12 protein-coding genes are annotated in these 16,632 nt (G+C 45.5%); all 12 read right to left on the bottom strand.

Annotated elements, in window-relative coordinates:
- Positions 1-170: 170 nt before the first annotated feature.
- Complete coding sequence (locus V513_RS01225) at positions 171-1,964, bottom strand: S9 family peptidase (protein WP_099771350.1); 1,794 nt, start codon at positions 1,962-1,964, stop codon at positions 171-173.
- A gap of 1,146 nt (positions 1,965-3,110) precedes the next feature.
- Positions 3,111-4,910 (bottom strand): bifunctional 2',3'-cyclic-nucleotide 2'-phosphodiesterase/3'-nucleotidase, encoded by a 1,800-nt coding sequence (locus V513_RS01220; RefSeq protein WP_257211885.1) that lies wholly within the window; start codon positions 4,908-4,910, stop codon positions 3,111-3,113.
- Positions 4,911-5,902: 992 nt separating this feature from the next.
- Complete coding sequence (locus V513_RS01210) at positions 5,903-7,417, bottom strand: 1-acyl-sn-glycerol-3-phosphate acyltransferase (protein ID WP_099771347.1); 1,515 nt, start codon at positions 7,415-7,417, stop codon at positions 5,903-5,905.
- Positions 7,414-8,691 carry a HAMP domain-containing sensor histidine kinase gene (locus V513_RS01205; protein WP_099771346.1) on the bottom strand — a complete coding sequence of 426 codons (1,278 nt, stop codon included), beginning with the start codon at positions 8,689-8,691 and terminating at the stop codon, positions 7,414-7,416. Before V513_RS01205 ends, V513_RS01210 begins: the two co-directional genes overlap by 4 nt.
- Positions 8,681-9,343, bottom strand: a complete 663-nt coding sequence (locus tag V513_RS01200) for a response regulator transcription factor (protein ID WP_099771345.1) — start codon at positions 9,341-9,343, stop codon at positions 8,681-8,683. Before V513_RS01200 ends, V513_RS01205 begins: the two co-directional genes overlap by 11 nt.
- Positions 9,340-10,221, bottom strand: a complete 882-nt coding sequence (locus tag V513_RS01195) for a DMT family transporter (RefSeq protein WP_099771344.1) — start codon at positions 10,219-10,221, stop codon at positions 9,340-9,342. The genes V513_RS01200 and V513_RS01195 overlap by 4 nt, the downstream gene beginning before the upstream one ends.
- Before the next feature lie 31 nt (positions 10,222-10,252).
- Positions 10,253-11,326, bottom strand: coding sequence for a DUF4384 domain-containing protein (locus tag V513_RS01190; RefSeq protein WP_099771343.1), 1,074 nt, complete (start codon positions 11,324-11,326; stop codon positions 10,253-10,255).
- A complete protein-coding gene (locus tag V513_RS01185; protein ID WP_099771342.1) occupies positions 11,323-12,270 on the bottom strand; it encodes an L-lactate dehydrogenase in 948 nt (315 codons plus the stop codon). The genes V513_RS01190 and V513_RS01185 overlap by 4 nt, the downstream gene beginning before the upstream one ends.
- On the bottom strand, positions 12,267-13,310 hold the full coding sequence (gene ispG / locus V513_RS01180) for a flavodoxin-dependent (E)-4-hydroxy-3-methylbut-2-enyl-diphosphate synthase (RefSeq protein ID WP_099771341.1): 1,044 nt from the start codon (positions 13,308-13,310) through the stop codon (positions 12,267-12,269). Before ispG ends, V513_RS01185 begins: the two co-directional genes overlap by 4 nt.
- Positions 13,307-14,818: a site-2 protease family protein gene (locus tag V513_RS01175; RefSeq protein WP_099771340.1), complete on the bottom strand. Its 1,512-nt coding sequence runs from the start codon at positions 14,816-14,818 to the stop codon at positions 13,307-13,309. The genes ispG and V513_RS01175 overlap by 4 nt, the downstream gene beginning before the upstream one ends.
- Positions 14,809-15,939: a 1-deoxy-D-xylulose-5-phosphate reductoisomerase gene (gene dxr, locus V513_RS01170; RefSeq protein ID WP_099771339.1), complete on the bottom strand. Its 1,131-nt coding sequence runs from the start codon at positions 15,937-15,939 to the stop codon at positions 14,809-14,811. The genes V513_RS01175 and dxr overlap by 10 nt, the downstream gene beginning before the upstream one ends.
- Positions 15,936-16,628, bottom strand: a complete 693-nt coding sequence (locus V513_RS01165; RefSeq protein ID WP_099771338.1) for an RnfABCDGE type electron transport complex subunit B — start codon at positions 16,626-16,628, stop codon at positions 15,936-15,938. The genes dxr and V513_RS01165 overlap by 4 nt, the downstream gene beginning before the upstream one ends.
- Between the last annotated feature and the right edge of the window lie 4 nt (positions 16,629-16,632).

Below are 16,632 nucleotides of genomic sequence, written 5' to 3'. Positions count from 1 at the left end.
GAAGTCGAAATCGCTTACTTCTCTGTTTATTGTTATGACGAAAAGAGACATTTCCTTCATAGCAGTAGCTGAAGCAACATCAATTCCCCTTCTTTTTCATTCATTTATGTGGATGGACCGAAGCCCTCTTGGATCTTCTTCCACCTGCTATTTAGAGTTAAACGAATTCTTTAGCGCAGGTATTTATCTAAAAACGCAAGCATTGCGTTAGCCCCTTTGATTCTATTAACCTTCTTCTTGAAGCCATGTCCTTCATCCTCAAATACAACGTATTCAACAGGAACACCTTTTTTCTTTAGGCTCTCAACGATTTCGTCCGACTCTACTTTTAATACTCTTGGATCATTTACACCCTGAAGAACAAGGAGTGGTCTTTCAATTCTCTCGGCGTGGAAGAGAGGGGAAATGCTCTTGAGGTATTCCTCTTCTTCAAAGGGGTTTCCAATCTTCGTATATAGTAGATCTTTAATGGCTTTCCACCAGGCAGGCACCTCTCTGAGAGTTCTCACCCAGTTTGAAACACCGAAAAGATCTATACCTGCTTTGAACTCCTTCGGTCTAAAGGCCAGAGCTGCGAGCACCATAAAACCTCCGTAGCTCCCTCCATTTATGGCGATTCTTTCTTCGTCGATAGAATCAAGTGTGCCTAGATATCTGGCGGCCTCCACGCAGTCATCCAGATCGGCTTCTCCGTGCTTGTGATCTGCCGCTTTGAAGAAGCTCTTTCCATAACCGGAGCTTCCTCTGTTATTCACCGCGTAGATTGCATAGCCATGATTCGCGATGAATTGGATTTCCGGGTTGTATCTCGGTAGAGACTGGCCGCCAGGTCCTCCATGGACCCACACAACGGCGGGCGCTTTCTCTCCGGCAGGTACGTTCTTGGGCGGATAGAAAATCCCTGGTACTTCGAGACCGTCGTATGAAACAAAGCGAAGAACCGAAGCTTCGGAAAGATCATTGCTGTTCACGTTTTGGCTCATTGAATCAGTGAGCTTCTTTGTCTTTTTTGTCTCGAGGTTTATCGTAAAAATATTGGGAGATGATGTCGCCGAATCGCAAAGATAATACAGAAGCTGACCATCTTTACTGAAGCACTGATCGTAAACGACACCGCCGGTTTTTATAGGTGGTATCTTGAGAGAGTTACTTTTCGTTTCGATCACATGGAGTTCGAAAAAACCATCTCTATTCAGTACAAGCACAGCACTTTCTCCGTCCTCCGACATCCTTCCTGCAATTATGTCCCAGTCTAAGTCAAGAATCTCTTCACTGACACTGCTTTCAATGTTCATTTCCCAGAGCGTCATGAACTCTCCGGCCGAATCCGATACATAGTACAGCTTTAGTGAATCTTTTGAGAAGAAGAGAGGTTTGAAATTTCCTTCACTTTGATGGGGGGAGAGAAGTTTTATATCCCCGGTTACAGAGTTATAAAGGTAAATATCCGAATCGTTTGCAGTCCGGGGCTTACGAAGAGCAATAAGCTTCTCATCACTGGAAATCGGACCCAGCTCGAACAGGTCCCTGTTTTCGAAGACCAGCTCGCTTTTCAAATCACCTTGATTGAATCGGTAAAGATCGAATCTACTTTTGTCAATCCTGTTCGAATAGTAGTAAACCTTGTCACCCACACTCATGTGAAATCCTGACTTAGTTTTTTCGAAAGGGGTGAGATCTCTGATCTCTCCATCAGCAAATAGATAGAGATGGTGCAGCTCATCGCCACCTTTATCCATCGCGAAAATGAAGCTTCCGTCCTCGAAAATGAAAGAAACTAATGCGTTCTCATCGAGGGACGTAATCTGTATGTGTCTTCCCTTCTCTTGATCTAGTTCAAATACGTTATAGTTGCCAGTCTTGTCGGAAGAATAGAGAATTTTCCTTGAATCGGCGGAAACCGCGAAAGATGCAATTGTCTCATTTTCCATCAGTTCCTCGATTGTGTACTTCTTTTTGGCCATTATTGATCCTCCTAATCCTTGTCCATCAACAAAGCGCTGATTTTGGTTTCTAAACTAGATGCTCACCTAAAAGTACGAGGTTGCTACATTCTGTATAATGCAATCATATAACAGATGCAGCATAAATAGGTTTGGATCAGTAACTAATCGGAACTCCTGTAAAACATGTAAAAAGGCACTTCAGGAAGTTTTGATCCTTTTCTTAACCTCAATGTCCTTCGATCGCAGCTAACGATTTATCATTTTGTCCTCTATTACGAATCATGTTGCAGGTTTTGTTCGCTCGTAGCTACACCTCTAAAATGGAATGAGCCGTTTTTCCGTTAAAACCCGACAGAGAACTCCGCGCCGAATTTCCAAAAGGAGATCATGTGATTTTCGATTTGCCTTATGATGGATGAAGAGCCGGGAGCCAACTTGAGAAACTTGTGACAAATTCAAAATACCAATCGGTAGATGATATATTTTCCGGAATGATCCCGTGAAAAGTGTCGGTTGGGGGTTGTTCTAAGAGGAGAACCTGTGAAAGCAAGGGGTTGGCAATCGCAGATCTATTGCTTGGAATAGGGCTTCTGCTAATTGGTATAGCTGTATCCTTTGTTAATCGGCAGTGTGAACATTAAGAATCTTATAGTAGCAGAAATCAGCTTGACTTCTACAAGTTTGAAGGGGAACCTTAAGGCGGCAACGGCCTCTTAATCACTCTGAGGGCAAATAATTCGAGCATCGAAATAGAGAACAGACTGTCCCTCAACCAGGTTTTGAGAAAGAGCAATTGATAGAAGAATTGTGTCCGATTCCGTAATAGTTCTCGATTTAAATAATGACTGAATGAGAGCAGGGATCAAATGACACGTGCAATTTGTTCTCTTCACATCACTTCTTCTCATCTCGTCACAAGTTGGGTGAAGAATGGAGATTTCAAAATGTCTTTCCTTTTGAAGTATCGGAATAAGTAGAAGCAAGTTCAAATTTGGTTCATTCCCCATTCGCAATGGTAATAGCCTTAACTTTAGTAGTTGCAGGTGGACTAACAGAATTACTGGCTTGATGGAGCGTGATTCGAAATCTCTTACGCAAGAAGACAACTACTGTAGTCGAAAAAAACCGGAGGTCTGGGACCTCCGGCTTTGATTGATTCAGGCCCTAATTGGCAACCGCCTGAGGAACGTTCTCAGCAAGCTCTATAAGGTCTACTTCAAAGAGTCGGTCTCCGATGTACTTTATACCCTTTATTCCAAGTTCTTCCGGTAGAGTTGCCGCTTCATCACTTGAGGAGAAAGTGATCTTTCCGGCAGACTCGAACGGAACTATTGACCAGTTGAAGGATGGTGTTGGATTGATAGTGCCCTTCTCGATAATATAGTCGATGATTACGCTTCGATTCTCGACTGTTGAGGAGAGGACGATGTCGGCATCGACCAGATGATAGCCGCCGCCACCTGCGCGGTAGTTGTTTGTCACAACAAGGAACTCCATATCGTCTTCGACTTCTTCACCCTCATAGGTGAGATTCACAATTCTCTGACCTACGGGGTTTCGAACATCTATCTGATAGTTGATTCCTTCGATTATGTCGAAGTTGTATGAAGAGAACCTTGCAAGCAAATTCTGTTCTTCCGTGCTGTTAGGATCGATCTGATTGAAATTCTCCGCGCACTTTTCAAGCCAGCCTTTCAATTCGAGACCGTTTACCCTCACGACATGGAGTGTGTTCGAGTATATATAGATATCTGCAGCGTTCATAATTCTTACATCCCCTGCATCTACACTGGTATTTGTTCTAAACGGAGCCGCAGCTGAAAGGAGAGGCATAGACTCATATTCAGTGCCCTTGAAATACTCTTTAACGTACCAAAGCTGGGCTTCGTTTACGAGTTGAGTGACTTCATTATCTATTACCCTGCTGAAATAGCCCTTGATCGGTACGGCTGTCGTTCCCACGGGAGCCATTACGTAATCAATAGTGGCTTCGTGCTGTTCTTTGACTGCTTCAACTATCTCCGGAGCAGCCTCGACTTTTTCGTCGACATGCCACAACTGCGGGCATGAAGAAAATACCTCCCACTCTCCATCACGGTTCAGAAGATGGAAATGTATCAGACCTAAGGAGCTTCCCCAACTTCCTGCCATTGTCACCGGGACTCCATCTATTTTGTCGGCAATTTTCCCGTGGCTGTGACCCATGATGATGCCGTCTATTCCTTCAACGTTTTCGAGTATTGCTTCAGCGTCTGAGCTTCCCTGGTGAAGGGAGACTATCACCAGATCGACGCCCTCTTTGCGAAGTTTGGGGACGTACTTGGCAGCTGCCTCTACTATAGGTTCAGCATAGACTTTTCCTTCGAGGAGGACTCTGTCCCACATCATTATTTCCGGAGGTAGAAAGGCTATAACGCCAATCTTGATTGGAATTCCGTCGACTTCTCTTTCCAATATCACATAGGGGTCATACCTTAGCTCTTTCGTGTCTTCGTTGTAAAGATTTGCCGAGATCATCGGGAAGTCAGCGGAAGCAATGGCCAGGTCCAGATATTCGAGACCAAAATTGAATTCGTGATTTCCAATTCCAACTACGTCATAATCCATGATATTCATGGCTTTGATTATCGAGGGAGTATCTCCCATCTTGATTGGATCTATTCTCGCTTCACGTTCTGCGAGAACGCTACCCTGAATGGCATCTCCCGTGTCGATCAGGATAGTGTTGTTGTACATTTCCCTTGCCCACTTTATCAGTGTGAAGGTCTTTGCAGCGCCGTAATCACTGACTTCTTCGACAGTAAGATAATCATAAGGCATTACATAGCCGTGAAGATCAGTCGTGCCCAGAACGACTAGTTCGTGAACGGTTACCGTTCCGAATGCCATTACAGGCACTAACGCAGCAACAAATAGAACGATAGCAACTGCAGGAATTCCTTTCTTCCAGTTCAAAAGCTCCACCTCCATTTAGGTTGACCGGCCCAGTTTTCGCCGGATAGAATTATTGACCCGTGACCGTAGGAATCTAATGCTGAAGATAATTGAGGATTCCAAGAATGTTTCGAAACAGTACTATCTTACTACAATCATGTGGACTCATTAAGAAAGAAAAAGCACATCTCAGTAAATGAAAGTAGGCAGTCTAATTAACGAAGAGCGGAAGAACCGGGACTAGGGTTGTGGGGTCTAGGGTCTAGCAAGAGCAGAAGTGATGCTGCATTTGGCAGGAGGCGATTAGAAAGCCAGTCAGGCTCCGCCTGGCCAGTCTCTGCCTCCGGCAGAGGTCAGTCACCTTCGGTGGCCAGTTCCGCTTCGCGGGCTAGGAGCCGCTGAACGCTAAGAACGAAACCCCGCTGGTCGCTGTGAAAGCGAAAATAGGGACTGACAATTCTCGTCATGTCTGTCTCGTTTTTCGCGAAAGACAGGGATCCTGACCAGGAGCATTGTCAGGATGACAAGAAGGGAGAGTCCCCTGCCCTTAAATCATGTTGTATCATCCCGTTATTTCCAAGCTCTCTTATCCCGTAGAGTCTGCGCCAATATGGATTATGTTCATGATCCAATTCCGTCATCCCGTGATGCTTTTGCACGGGATCTCGCATCTAGAAGCTGCTTTAAGCTGTGGAGATCAGTTTCACCAGCTCGAGAACCAGAAGAGAGTTTCCGGTGAGTGCTGTTTTTTCATGACTGGTTGGAGTCCAAACGCTCTTGAATCATCACCTTGCCCAAGAACGAAGAACAGATCTTCGCTCTGGAACCAAGAACAGGTTTTTTAATCGGAGAACGGAGAACCGCTCAACGGTCAATCAGTCCTATGCTCTTTCCAACCCCCGACCTCCGACCCCCAACCACGGTCTTACAACTAACAACTTGGAACTTGGAACTGATTCTTTGTTCTTCCGACCGCCTACCACGAACCCGCAACCACGCAATCAGCAATTACATCGCGCGAGCTATCCCCAGAGATCGGTGTGATAGTTCTCTTTCTTAAGTCTGAATTTGATCTGGAAGTCTACCACTTCCTGCCACATTAAGGCGCTGGTCGTAGAGACGAAACTAACCATTTCATTTGCAATCCCAAAAACCGGTTCTATACTTTTTTCTATACTGGAGTTCTTTACGACGCTATAATCCAGCCTGTAGTCTCCGATCATCGCGTGGTCCTCGTACATGTTTGCCGTTACCCTCTCTCCATTGAATATTACCTCATCCTTTATGGGGAAGGAAAGGCCCATGCTTCCAGGCATTATCCTGTCGTGGATTTGAATTACTTCGTTTACAGTTGGCTTGGTCCAGCTCTTTCCGCACGAAGAACATGAGAAGCCAGTTATGAAGCCTTTGATAGAGGCAACGGCGCCACAGCTTGGACAGCGCCAGATCAGCTTTTCTATACGTTTGTAGTTTCGGTAAGGAAGCTTGAAGGTTGGATCCTCCTTGGCGAGGAAGCCCATGACTTTCTCTTCTAGCTGGGGATCATCTGCTTCGACCGGATCACCGAATTCTACGGTCGAAGTCCCCAATGCAAAAATCTTTGCCCATCTAGGCCAAAGTCTCTGTACTCCATAAAACTTCACCGGGATTACCGGGATTTTCAACATCCTGAAAAGCTTCCATATCTCTCTCTTTGTATGTAGGAGTCTGCCGTCCCATGATCGTGCTGCTTCAGGTGCAATTCCCAGTGGAACTCCCTGTTTTATTGTCGAAAGCATCTGTCTTATGGCGGATGTATCGACAGCATATCTTCTGACAGGAATTACGGCGAGCCAGTTAAGCAACCCGAGTCTATCAACGTAGATTGCGGTGCCTACGAATCTCAGGTAACGCCATGTCGAGTAGAAGATAAGAGGACCGTCGAAATGAGTTTGGTGAGCAAGAGCGAGAACGAAGGGTTTCTTTTCTCTGAGTACCCTTGCATTCTTCACCTTTGAGGGTAGAACAATCAGAATTACCAGCTTCACAACGAATGATGCCACGATGAATTGCCAGGGAATTGATGTCGATTTATCAAAGGGTATCTTTCTTCCGGGATTTGGGATCATGAAAGGTATCTTCTCTTTATAGTCCTCGTAGCCTTCAATTCTTTTCAGAGCGAGTTTTTCTTGGAGCAAAGAATACACAACTATCACTGCGCCTATGACTGCAACGTAAAGAAGCGTCCAATAGTTTCCACTCAACAATCCAAGACCAAAAAGGAAAAGTATGTAACCCAGGTTGAATGGATGGCGAACAAATCTGTATGGGCCGCTTTGAACGGTTTTTTCGGGCCCATAAATAACGGTCGGCAGTCTTCCAGACCAGTAATATACCACAAGGGCAGAATAGACCGCTAGAAGAAGAGATAAAATAACGATAATCGAACCGACTATCGTCAATCCTAATCCCGCTGAAAACGGTGCTCCGGAAAAGAGGAGAAAGGGAATTATTATCCAGGTTACTGCCAGCTCCGCAACCGATATCGCTATTCTCATCTTAATCCCTCCACTTTAAATACTGCTCCTCCATCCTCACAATTATCTGCATCAATCGAAAGTTTCAACACCTTGCAGATCTTGCTGGCAATGGAAAGACCCAATCCATGACCTTCACCACCTCTTGAAGAGTCGCTCCTGTAGAATCTGTTGAATATTCGTTCTTTTTCATCCTCGTTGATTCCCATTCCATGATCCCTAACACTTAGCGTACCATTTGACCAATCGATCTCTATCGGGCCATTCTTTCCAAACTTCAAGGCATTTTCAACAAGAATTTTTATAATTATCTTAAGCAGAACTCTATCGGTTCGGACTTCGATATCTGGAATCTCAATCTTCATCTCTGCCGACTGATCGGCTGGAACGCTATTGGTGATCTCGAGTACCAGTTCTCTGAGATTGAAACTTGTTTCGTTTAGTTCGATCTCGGGTCTCGAGAGAAAAAGCAGAGATTCAGTAATTGTCATCATCTTGGTGGCTGTGTCGGAAATACTTTCAGCGGCTTCCTTGACAACCTCCGGGTCCTGAGAACCCCAGCGAAGAATCAGTCTCGAGAAGCCAAGGATTGAAGTCAATGGAGAGCGAATCTCATGCGCAATGTCTGATGAAAACTGTTCCTGCCTGGTGTATCCATCTTGAATTCTGTCTAGAGCTCTATTCAGTGCTTTTTTGAGTTCGGCAAGTTCGGAAGTCTTCGGATCGCTTTCCAGTCTTCTTGAAAGATCATCCAGCGTTATCTCCTTTAACAGACGTGAAGTTTCTTTGATTGGTTTAGAGACCCTACTTCCAAGGAAGAAGCCGCCTATGATTGAAAGAACAACACCAACCAAGACTGAAAGAAGGAGAGTGGTGGCGAGACTATCCAGGAAGAAATCGAGATCGTCCATCCTTGCACCGAGAATCACTTTTTCCTCTCCGTTCAAGAATCCATAGAGAAGATAGGAGCTGCCATCTATCCTCGTCTTTACATATCCCTCAACATCCGGAACGCTGCTCAGTCCTGTTGGATTCTGAACCACGTTTCCATCAACGCTCACGTAAAACTCTGTAGTTCCTCTGCCTATGGCCATTCTTCCCACGCCATACCTAAACCCTTTGCCCATGGGTGAATCCATGAAGATCTTTCTCATCTCCGCGGAGTAATTGCGAATGAAGACACTTTCTGAGACTCCATAAACAAATATGGCCGAGGCAAATAGAATAGATACGATCAGAACCACCGAGTAGATGGCTACCTGAGTTGCCGTTGAAAACTTCCTTCTATCTGACAACGTAGCCAGAGCCCCTCACCGTTTTTATTCTTTCGCCCGTCTTTCCCAGTTTCTTACGCAAGTAGTTAATATATACTTCCACAACATTGGGGTTGCCCCAGTCCTCGCTTCCCCAAACCTTTTCGAGTAATCTTTCCTTTGACATCACAATTCCAGCGTTCGATAGCAGAACTGCTAGCAGATCAAACTCGGTCTTGCTTAACTGCAGAGGTTCTCCATTGAGAAAGGCTTCACGAGATTGCATATCGAGGGTGATTTCGAAGTAGCTGATCCTTTCCACTTTCCCTTTGCGTCTAAGTACTGCTTCGATTCTGGCCAGAAGTTCCTCAATTACAAATGGTTTCGGCAAGTAATCATCTGCACCGCTCTTCAAACCTCGTATTCTGTCCTTAACTTCACCTTTAGCGGTAAGCATTATTACGGGAAGATCAGTAGAAATATACTCTCTGATTTCTTCCAGCACCGAGAAACCATCCAAACCGGGAAGCATCACATCAAGGATAAGAAGATCTGGAAGCTCTTTTTCTAGATGCTTTAGCGCTTCCTTTCCATCGGTCAAAACTTCTACTTCGTATCCTTCATGGCCTAGCTCCATACGAAGCAATTTTCCAATATGTATATCGTCTTCAACGACCATTATCCTTCCTTTCAACCCTTCTTCACACTCCTATCTCGCACTACGAAGGACGAGATCCCTCCAAATACCATTCCAGCAGTCATGAGAAGCAAACCCACCACTTCCATTTTACCCGGAATCTCTCTCAGTATGATCATTGCAAAGAACAGTGCGAAGGCCGGTTCACCTACGTAGATCAGAGAGGCTCCTACGGAACCAAGAAACCTCTGATATTTCAACTGCACTGCAACCGCGAAGATAGTTGCAAAAACTGCAGAAAACAGCGCAACAAAGAGTATTGAACCGTTTATAAACACACTTCCTTTGACGAAAGGAATCAGCGCCATATTGACAAGAAGCACTACGACAAATTGAGGAACGAGAAGCTCCATTTCGTCGACATCTTCCTTCTGGGTGAAATAAGAGATCAATACGACATGCAGGGCGAAAGAAACTGCGCAAAGAGCGGTTAGCAGGTCACCAAAGTTGAATCCGGTCTCGGGTGTTGTAAGAAAATACAAGCCGATTAATGATACCCCCAGAGCAAGAATCTGATAGCGGCTGGGGATTCGCCTGTCTACAACGGGACCAATGATTGCGACCAAACCAACGTAAAGAGACGTAATAAAAGCGCTCTTGGATGCGGTTGTGTAGACAAGCCCCCACGTCTGAAAAACATATCCTCCCGAAAGGAAAAGTCCCAAAATCAAACCTTGAGTAAGGCTCTTATTTGTGATCTTGAGGCCGAGCTTCTTTCTCAGGGGAATCAGAACCAAGAGAGCGATCGAAAAACGAAGCGCATTATAAAATACCGGGGATAGACCCTCCAGTATGTTCTTCTGTACCGGAAAGGTCAATCCCCAGAATATTACTACGAGTAATAGATTTACGTATGCCTTCGACTTTAGCTTCATCTAACCTGGAAGCGTCCCCTTCGGGGGGCTCTTAATCGGATGCGCCGAGTATCACTGCAATGACAATTCCCGCTATCAGCACTCCAATTACGGAGAAGAGAATAATGTTGTCGGTTTTCTTCTCTTCTTCGGTTTTCTCGGTTAGAGTGAAACTGACTGAGGTCACCATATCTTTGTTTATGTACACGTTTTGCTTCGAGTCATGATAACCCCATTTGGAAACGGTTACTGTATGACTCCCCACTTTCTCGAAATCCTTGTATGGAGTGTCGCCGGCATATTGTCCATCTACGTACACCTGTCCGTCGGGAATCGATGTGACTTCCAGATAACCGTAAACGTAATTTGGCAATAGTGAGAAATAAAAATCGCTTGACCCAGGCTGGACATTTATCGTCGCAGGACCATAAACAAGGTTCCTCTCCGTGTATACATACACAGTATGAGGACCGGCTTCGAGTGTTGTCGTAACCGGGGATTTGCCCATGAACATTCCATCGACGTAGACGTTGGCATCCTTTCTGTCTGCGCTTATCGTTGTTCTTACTGTGAAAGGAACATAGCTGTTGTAGAAGTAGGTGTAGCCCAATCCCCAGCTTGTGTTGAAAACCGGATCGATAACTACCGAAAGGTTGTTGATGCTCTGACTCAAGTAGGGAAACGGATATCTGTCGAAGAGAGAGAAGACGTTGCCCAGGAAGTTCAACGGAGATGTGGAAGCAACGACTACGATTGTCTCTCTTCCTCTCTGTGACTGGACCTGTAGATTGTACCTCGTTGTAGCTTTGTCGGTCGGCAAGGTGTAGGTTCTTCCACCCTGCACATAGTTGTCTTGGTCATATACGTTTGGGAATAGAACCTGAATCTGACCAGACGGATCGATGTCGAGAACGGCCACGTAAGCACTTCTATCTACTGAAAAAGATAGTCCGAGCGATTCACCGCCATAATAAGTTGATCCCATACCTTTGTTCAGACTCACGTTAACATTGATACTCGCCCCTGGTCTGCTCAAGAACATCAGCCCCTGTGGATCGTACGAAACCGAGGTTGCAAAAAGAGAAACACTTAAGAATACAATTGCTAAGAGCAAAGCCTTTTTCACGCTAATCCCTCCTCATCCCTTAGGCTTTTTATGGCATTGGCGATAACTCCTGCTGAGTTTGATAGTCCCTTTAATTCCTCTGACGATAGGCCTACCTTCAGAATCCTTTCAACTCCCTCTCTGCCAAGTATTGTGGGAACGCTGAAAGGAACATCCTTCAGACCTTCAAACTCCGGGTGAACGGTGGAAACTGTTAGAACTGAATGCTGGTTGTTGAAAATTGTTGAAAGCACTTTTGATACAGCCAGTCCTATTCCGTAAAATGTTGAACCCTTCTTTTCTATAATTCTGTAAGCAGCATTTTTAGTTTCTTCGAAAAGCTTCTTGAAGAGGTCAGCCTCGCAGTCTCTCCTGCAATTTCTGCAGAAGTCGGTTAGGGGAATTCCCGCAATGTCTGCGTGAGACCAGTTGACGATCTCGCTGTCACCATGCTCACCAAGAACATAAGCATGTACGTTTCTTGGGTCAAGCTGGCAGTGGTCTGCAATACTCTGTCTGAGCCTTGCCGTATCTAGAGTCGTCCCAGAGCCTATTATCCTGTTTCTTGGTAAACCGGATGCTTTCCATGCCACCCATGTAAGAACGTCGACGGGATTCGTCACGATTATGAAAACTGGCTCTTTGCTGTAGGAAAGAGATTTAGCCACCGCTTCCTTCACTATCCTTGCGTTGTCCTTTAGAAGCTGTAGGCGACTCTCTCCTCCTTTTTGAGGTCTACCGGCCGTTATTACGACTACATCCGAGTCAGAAGAGACATCGTAATCTCCGCCATGAATTCTCAATGGTCTAACATAGGCATTGCCATGACTCAAGTCCATTGCCTGACCCTTGGCAAGTTCACTGTTTATGTCAACAAGAGCTATCTCTCTCACAATACCCTCTATCATGGACGCATAAGCTATTGAAGAGCCCACCATACCGGCTCCGACTATCGTTACTTTCATCCAACTCCTCCTGACAAGACCGTCTTGAACCAGTGACGGAATCTCACTTCAAGGTCTGTCCTTTCTACTTTTTCAACGATTTCACCCTTCACGAAAATCACTCCGCCTGAAGCCGTTCCAGCGATCCCAATGTCTGCTTCAGTGCCCTCTCCGATTCCATTGACCACACAGCCCATCACTGCAACCGAGAGGTCTGCATCTGTGTTACCGACCCAACTCTTGACTTTTCTGGCGAGAGCTTCGACATCTATTTCCGTTCTCGCGCAGGTTGGACAGGAAATCACATCGACCCCCCTTCTCAGTTTCAGCGACCTGAGAATGCTCAACCCGACCTCGATTTCCTGAACAGGGTCGCCAGACATTGAAACCCTAATTGTATCTCCAATTTTGTTGAGCAAAAGCGTGCCAATACCGATTGACGACTTGACCGTCGAGTCCAAACCAAAGCCCGCTTCGGTAACACCTAGATGAAGTGGGTGGTCGGTCTTGTTGTAGAGGTATTTGTTTGCTTCAACCGTTTCAATAACTGAAGAGGATTTCAGCGATATCACAATGTCTTCGAACCCCGCGCTCTCAAGTATTTTAACTTGAGCCAGGGCGCTTTCTGCAAGGGCTATAGGTTTTTCGTACGAGCTGAATCTCTTGTCAAGAGAACCGGAGTTCGCACCGACTCTTATTGGAACGCCATATTCCTTTGCGATCTTCACAGTTTCTTTGACTTTCCAATCTTGACCGATGTTTCCGGGGTTAATTCTCACCTTTGCAGCGCCGTTTTTGATCGATTCTACGGCAAGTCTATAGTCAAAGTGAATATCTGCTATGACAGGTATCCTGCTTAGAGAAGTGATCTCCTTCAGTGCGGATGCCGACTCAAAGTCTGGAACTGATACCCTTACCAGATCACAACCTGCATCTTCGAGCCTTTTGATCTGGTCAACAGTTTTGTTTACGTCCGAAGTCTTGGTGTTTGTCATTGATTGGACCGTGATTGGATTTCCTCCACCTATCAGAACATCTCCAACGCGAACGACCCCGCTCATAGCCACCTACCGATATCAATGAAAGTAATGTAAATCATGAACCCCATCAAGACCATGAATCCGATCACATTGATCAGACCCTCTATCTTTGGATCGAGCCTTCTTCTTGTAATCATTTCAATGAGGGCAAGCAACATTCTTCCACCGTCTAGTGCCGGAAAGGGAATCAGATTTATTACTCCCAGGTTGAGAGATATGAATCCAGCCAGGTAAAGAACTATTCTTAATCCAAGACTTACCGCCTGATCAACTATGGTTACCAGTCCAATGGGGCCGGTGAATTCGTTTATGTTGGCTCCCCCGGTGAAGAGGCTTCCTACTACCTTAACCAGAGTTATCAAGAGATTGTTTGCCCACTGAATGCCGAGACCTGCCGCCTCCAATGCAGTATCGGGGTACCAATAACTGCTTCCTTGAGCAAAGGCTCCCGCCTCTTCGACCAGGGCTATCATCTCGTTTTTACTCACTGTCATATTTATTAATTGACCTTCCCGTTCAACAGAAACAACGAATTCGTCGGGAAAGCCAAATTCGGCAAAGGAGATTTCTTTCCCGGTGAACTGAATCAAGAGCTCGTCGGGCTTCAGAGACAGCAACTGACTCATCGTGGTTAGATCATAACTTGTTTCAGTCTTCATACCGTTGACGGAAAGCAGTATGTCTCCTTCTCTAAACTGTCCGTGGTCAATGGCAAGTTGAGGTTTGAAGTTCGCGTAATAGATGCCCATTGCGTAACGTTCCTCGGCAGGCGAATAAGTGAGGAGCGTTCCCGACAATGTAGAGCCATCTTCGAACCCGAGTTTTATAGAACTCTCAGGTGAAAGAACGCTTCCATATCCAACATAGTCGCCGTTGAAGGTTCCGCCGTTTATTGAAGAAAGAACTTCGCCTGGTTCTCCTGAAACACCTCCGATAACAAAGAAGGCTTCCTGGGGAAGAAGTTCAGGTATTATGGCTATCTCGATTTCCTTACCTTCCCTGTTCACAACAAGATCTATTCTCTCGCCTTTTGCTACTGCTTCACTCAAACGTGTATTGTCGATGAGAGTCTTCCCATTAACTGAAACGATTCGATCTCCAGGCATCATTCCGGAAACTGCTGCAGGAGAACCAGGTTCGACTTTATCGATCTTGACCTCTTGAAAGCCCCATATTACTGCGACAAGAGAGAGAATTAGAAAGCCCAGAAGTAAAGAGAAAGCTGGACCGGCGAAGTAAATAATGAATCTCTGCCAGGCGGGTTTGTTCTGAATCTGCTCACTGTCCGGAATCGAGGAGTCAATAGTATCCAAGTCTTCACCTGCAGGTCTTACGTAACCGCCGATTGGAAATGCATTGATCCTGAAGGTCGTCTTCTTTCCTTTTTTCGACCAGAGCTTAGGACCCATTCCTATTGCGAATTCAAGAACTCTTACTCCAAAAAGCCTCGAGAAAATGTAGTGACCAAGCTCATGGACAACTACTATTCCCGTCAGAATTAGAAGAAAGTATATTATTGCTAATAACATCTATCCACCTCTTCCTGAGCTAACTTTCTTGCAACGCTGTCAGTCTCGATTATTTGACTGTAGTCGACCGGATTTTGATCAGCGGTTCTTTCTACCGTCTTTTCAATTATATTGTAAATACCTCCAAAAGGCATCCGGCCATTCATAAAAGCTTCGACGGCAACTTCGTCTGCAGCATTATAGGCAATCTGTTTACTCACTACTCCACAGATCTCCCTCGCAAGCGTTAGAGCAGGGAACCTCTCTTTTGGTAACTCTTCAAGAATCATGGGGACATCGACAATACTTTGCTCGGGAATGGTTTGAATTCTTTCAGGATATGTAAGCGAGTAGGCGATCGGGATCCTCATGTCTGGTATGCCAGTGTGTAACTTCAAGACGCCATCGCTATAAAGGATACCAGCATGAATAAAACTGTTTCTGCATAAGTATGTGTCAATTTCATTAGTTTCAAATCCAAAGAGGTATTTGGCTTCAATCACTTCAAGTCCCTTGTTGACCATGGAGGCACTGTCGACCGTTATCCTGTTTCCCATTGACCAGACGGGATGCCTCAAAACATCTCTTATCGTTGCATCTTGTATCCTTTCTAAGGGCCAATCTCTTAATGCCCCGCCCGAAGCAGTTATTATAATTCTTTTCGGTCGGCGTGAACCATCGAGGAGCTGAAAAAGGCCGCTGTGCTCCGAGTCGACAGGAATCAGTTCGACGCCCTTTCTGGCGCACTCTTTCAGGAGAAGATCTCCTCCACACACAATAGATTCTTTATTGGCTAGGCAAAGCCTGTGACAGACTTCGATGGCCTTCAGGCTGAATCTTAGACCTGCGGCGCCGCTCATAGCCAGCAAAACATAATCGGGTCTCGATTTCTCAAGCATTCTCTCGATCCCCTCTTCCCCGTGGAAGAATAAAGTTTCGGGAAAGGAATCTGTAAGGCTATCGCTTTTCTTTAGTGAAGCGGCAAAGGGCGGATGAAATTCAGAAAGCTGCTTCGAAAAAAGAGAAAGATTGTGGCCACAGGAAATGGCCACAATCTCAATATTCTCGATCCGATTTGCTATTTGGAGTGTTTGTGATCCTATCGATCCGGTTGAGCCAAGAATGGCCAGCCTTTTTTTCATAATGCAAACTTCTTCTTTATCTCGGCCGGTTCACCTGATGTCTCTTCGATGATCTTCTGAAGTTCAGCTTCAGATAACGCCATGATCTTGGCAACCTTTTGCGAGACATTCTGGGGCTTTCCAGGAACACATTTCGCTATATCTTCGTCTTTATTGGCAACCTTAATGGCAAAGGCAGCACATCCTGGCGAGCCGCACAAGGCGCAGTTGATGTTGGGAAGAACTGCGAAAATAACGGCTGCCCTTGGATTTTCTTTGAGTTTTTCCTTATAACTATCGATTTCTTCTTGCGTTGGCCTTTGAATCTTTGGTGGAGCGGCTTTGACGGCTTTTCCTGAAGAAGCTAGTAGCTTCTCAAGAGTTTTTTCTGCATCCTCTTCATTTTCGTCGAACAAGGCGATGAGTTTGTCGATATCTGTGTCCAGAATGAGTTTCAACTTCTCAGGGACACCGGAGCGTTTACCTGGAATGCATCCTTCGATAGAGGCTTTACCTTCAGCAACAGCTTTGGCAAAGGCTGCGCATCCTGGGAAGCCGCAGGCACCGCAATTAGCACCAGGCAATGAAGCTTCGATAAGCGCTATTCTTGGATCTTTCTTGACGGCGAATTTTGCCGAAGCGAATGCTAGAAAAATACCTGCACCTACCCCCAGTAGTGACATAAAGAGAACTGAATAGACTATTGTCATCGAA

Origin of the sequence: Mesotoga sp. H07.pep.5.3 (genome assembly GCF_002752615.1) — a bacterium.
Lineage (GTDB): Bacteria > Thermotogota > Thermotogae > Petrotogales > Kosmotogaceae > Mesotoga > Mesotoga prima.
This window is presented reverse-complemented; position numbering and strand designations above follow the sequence as displayed.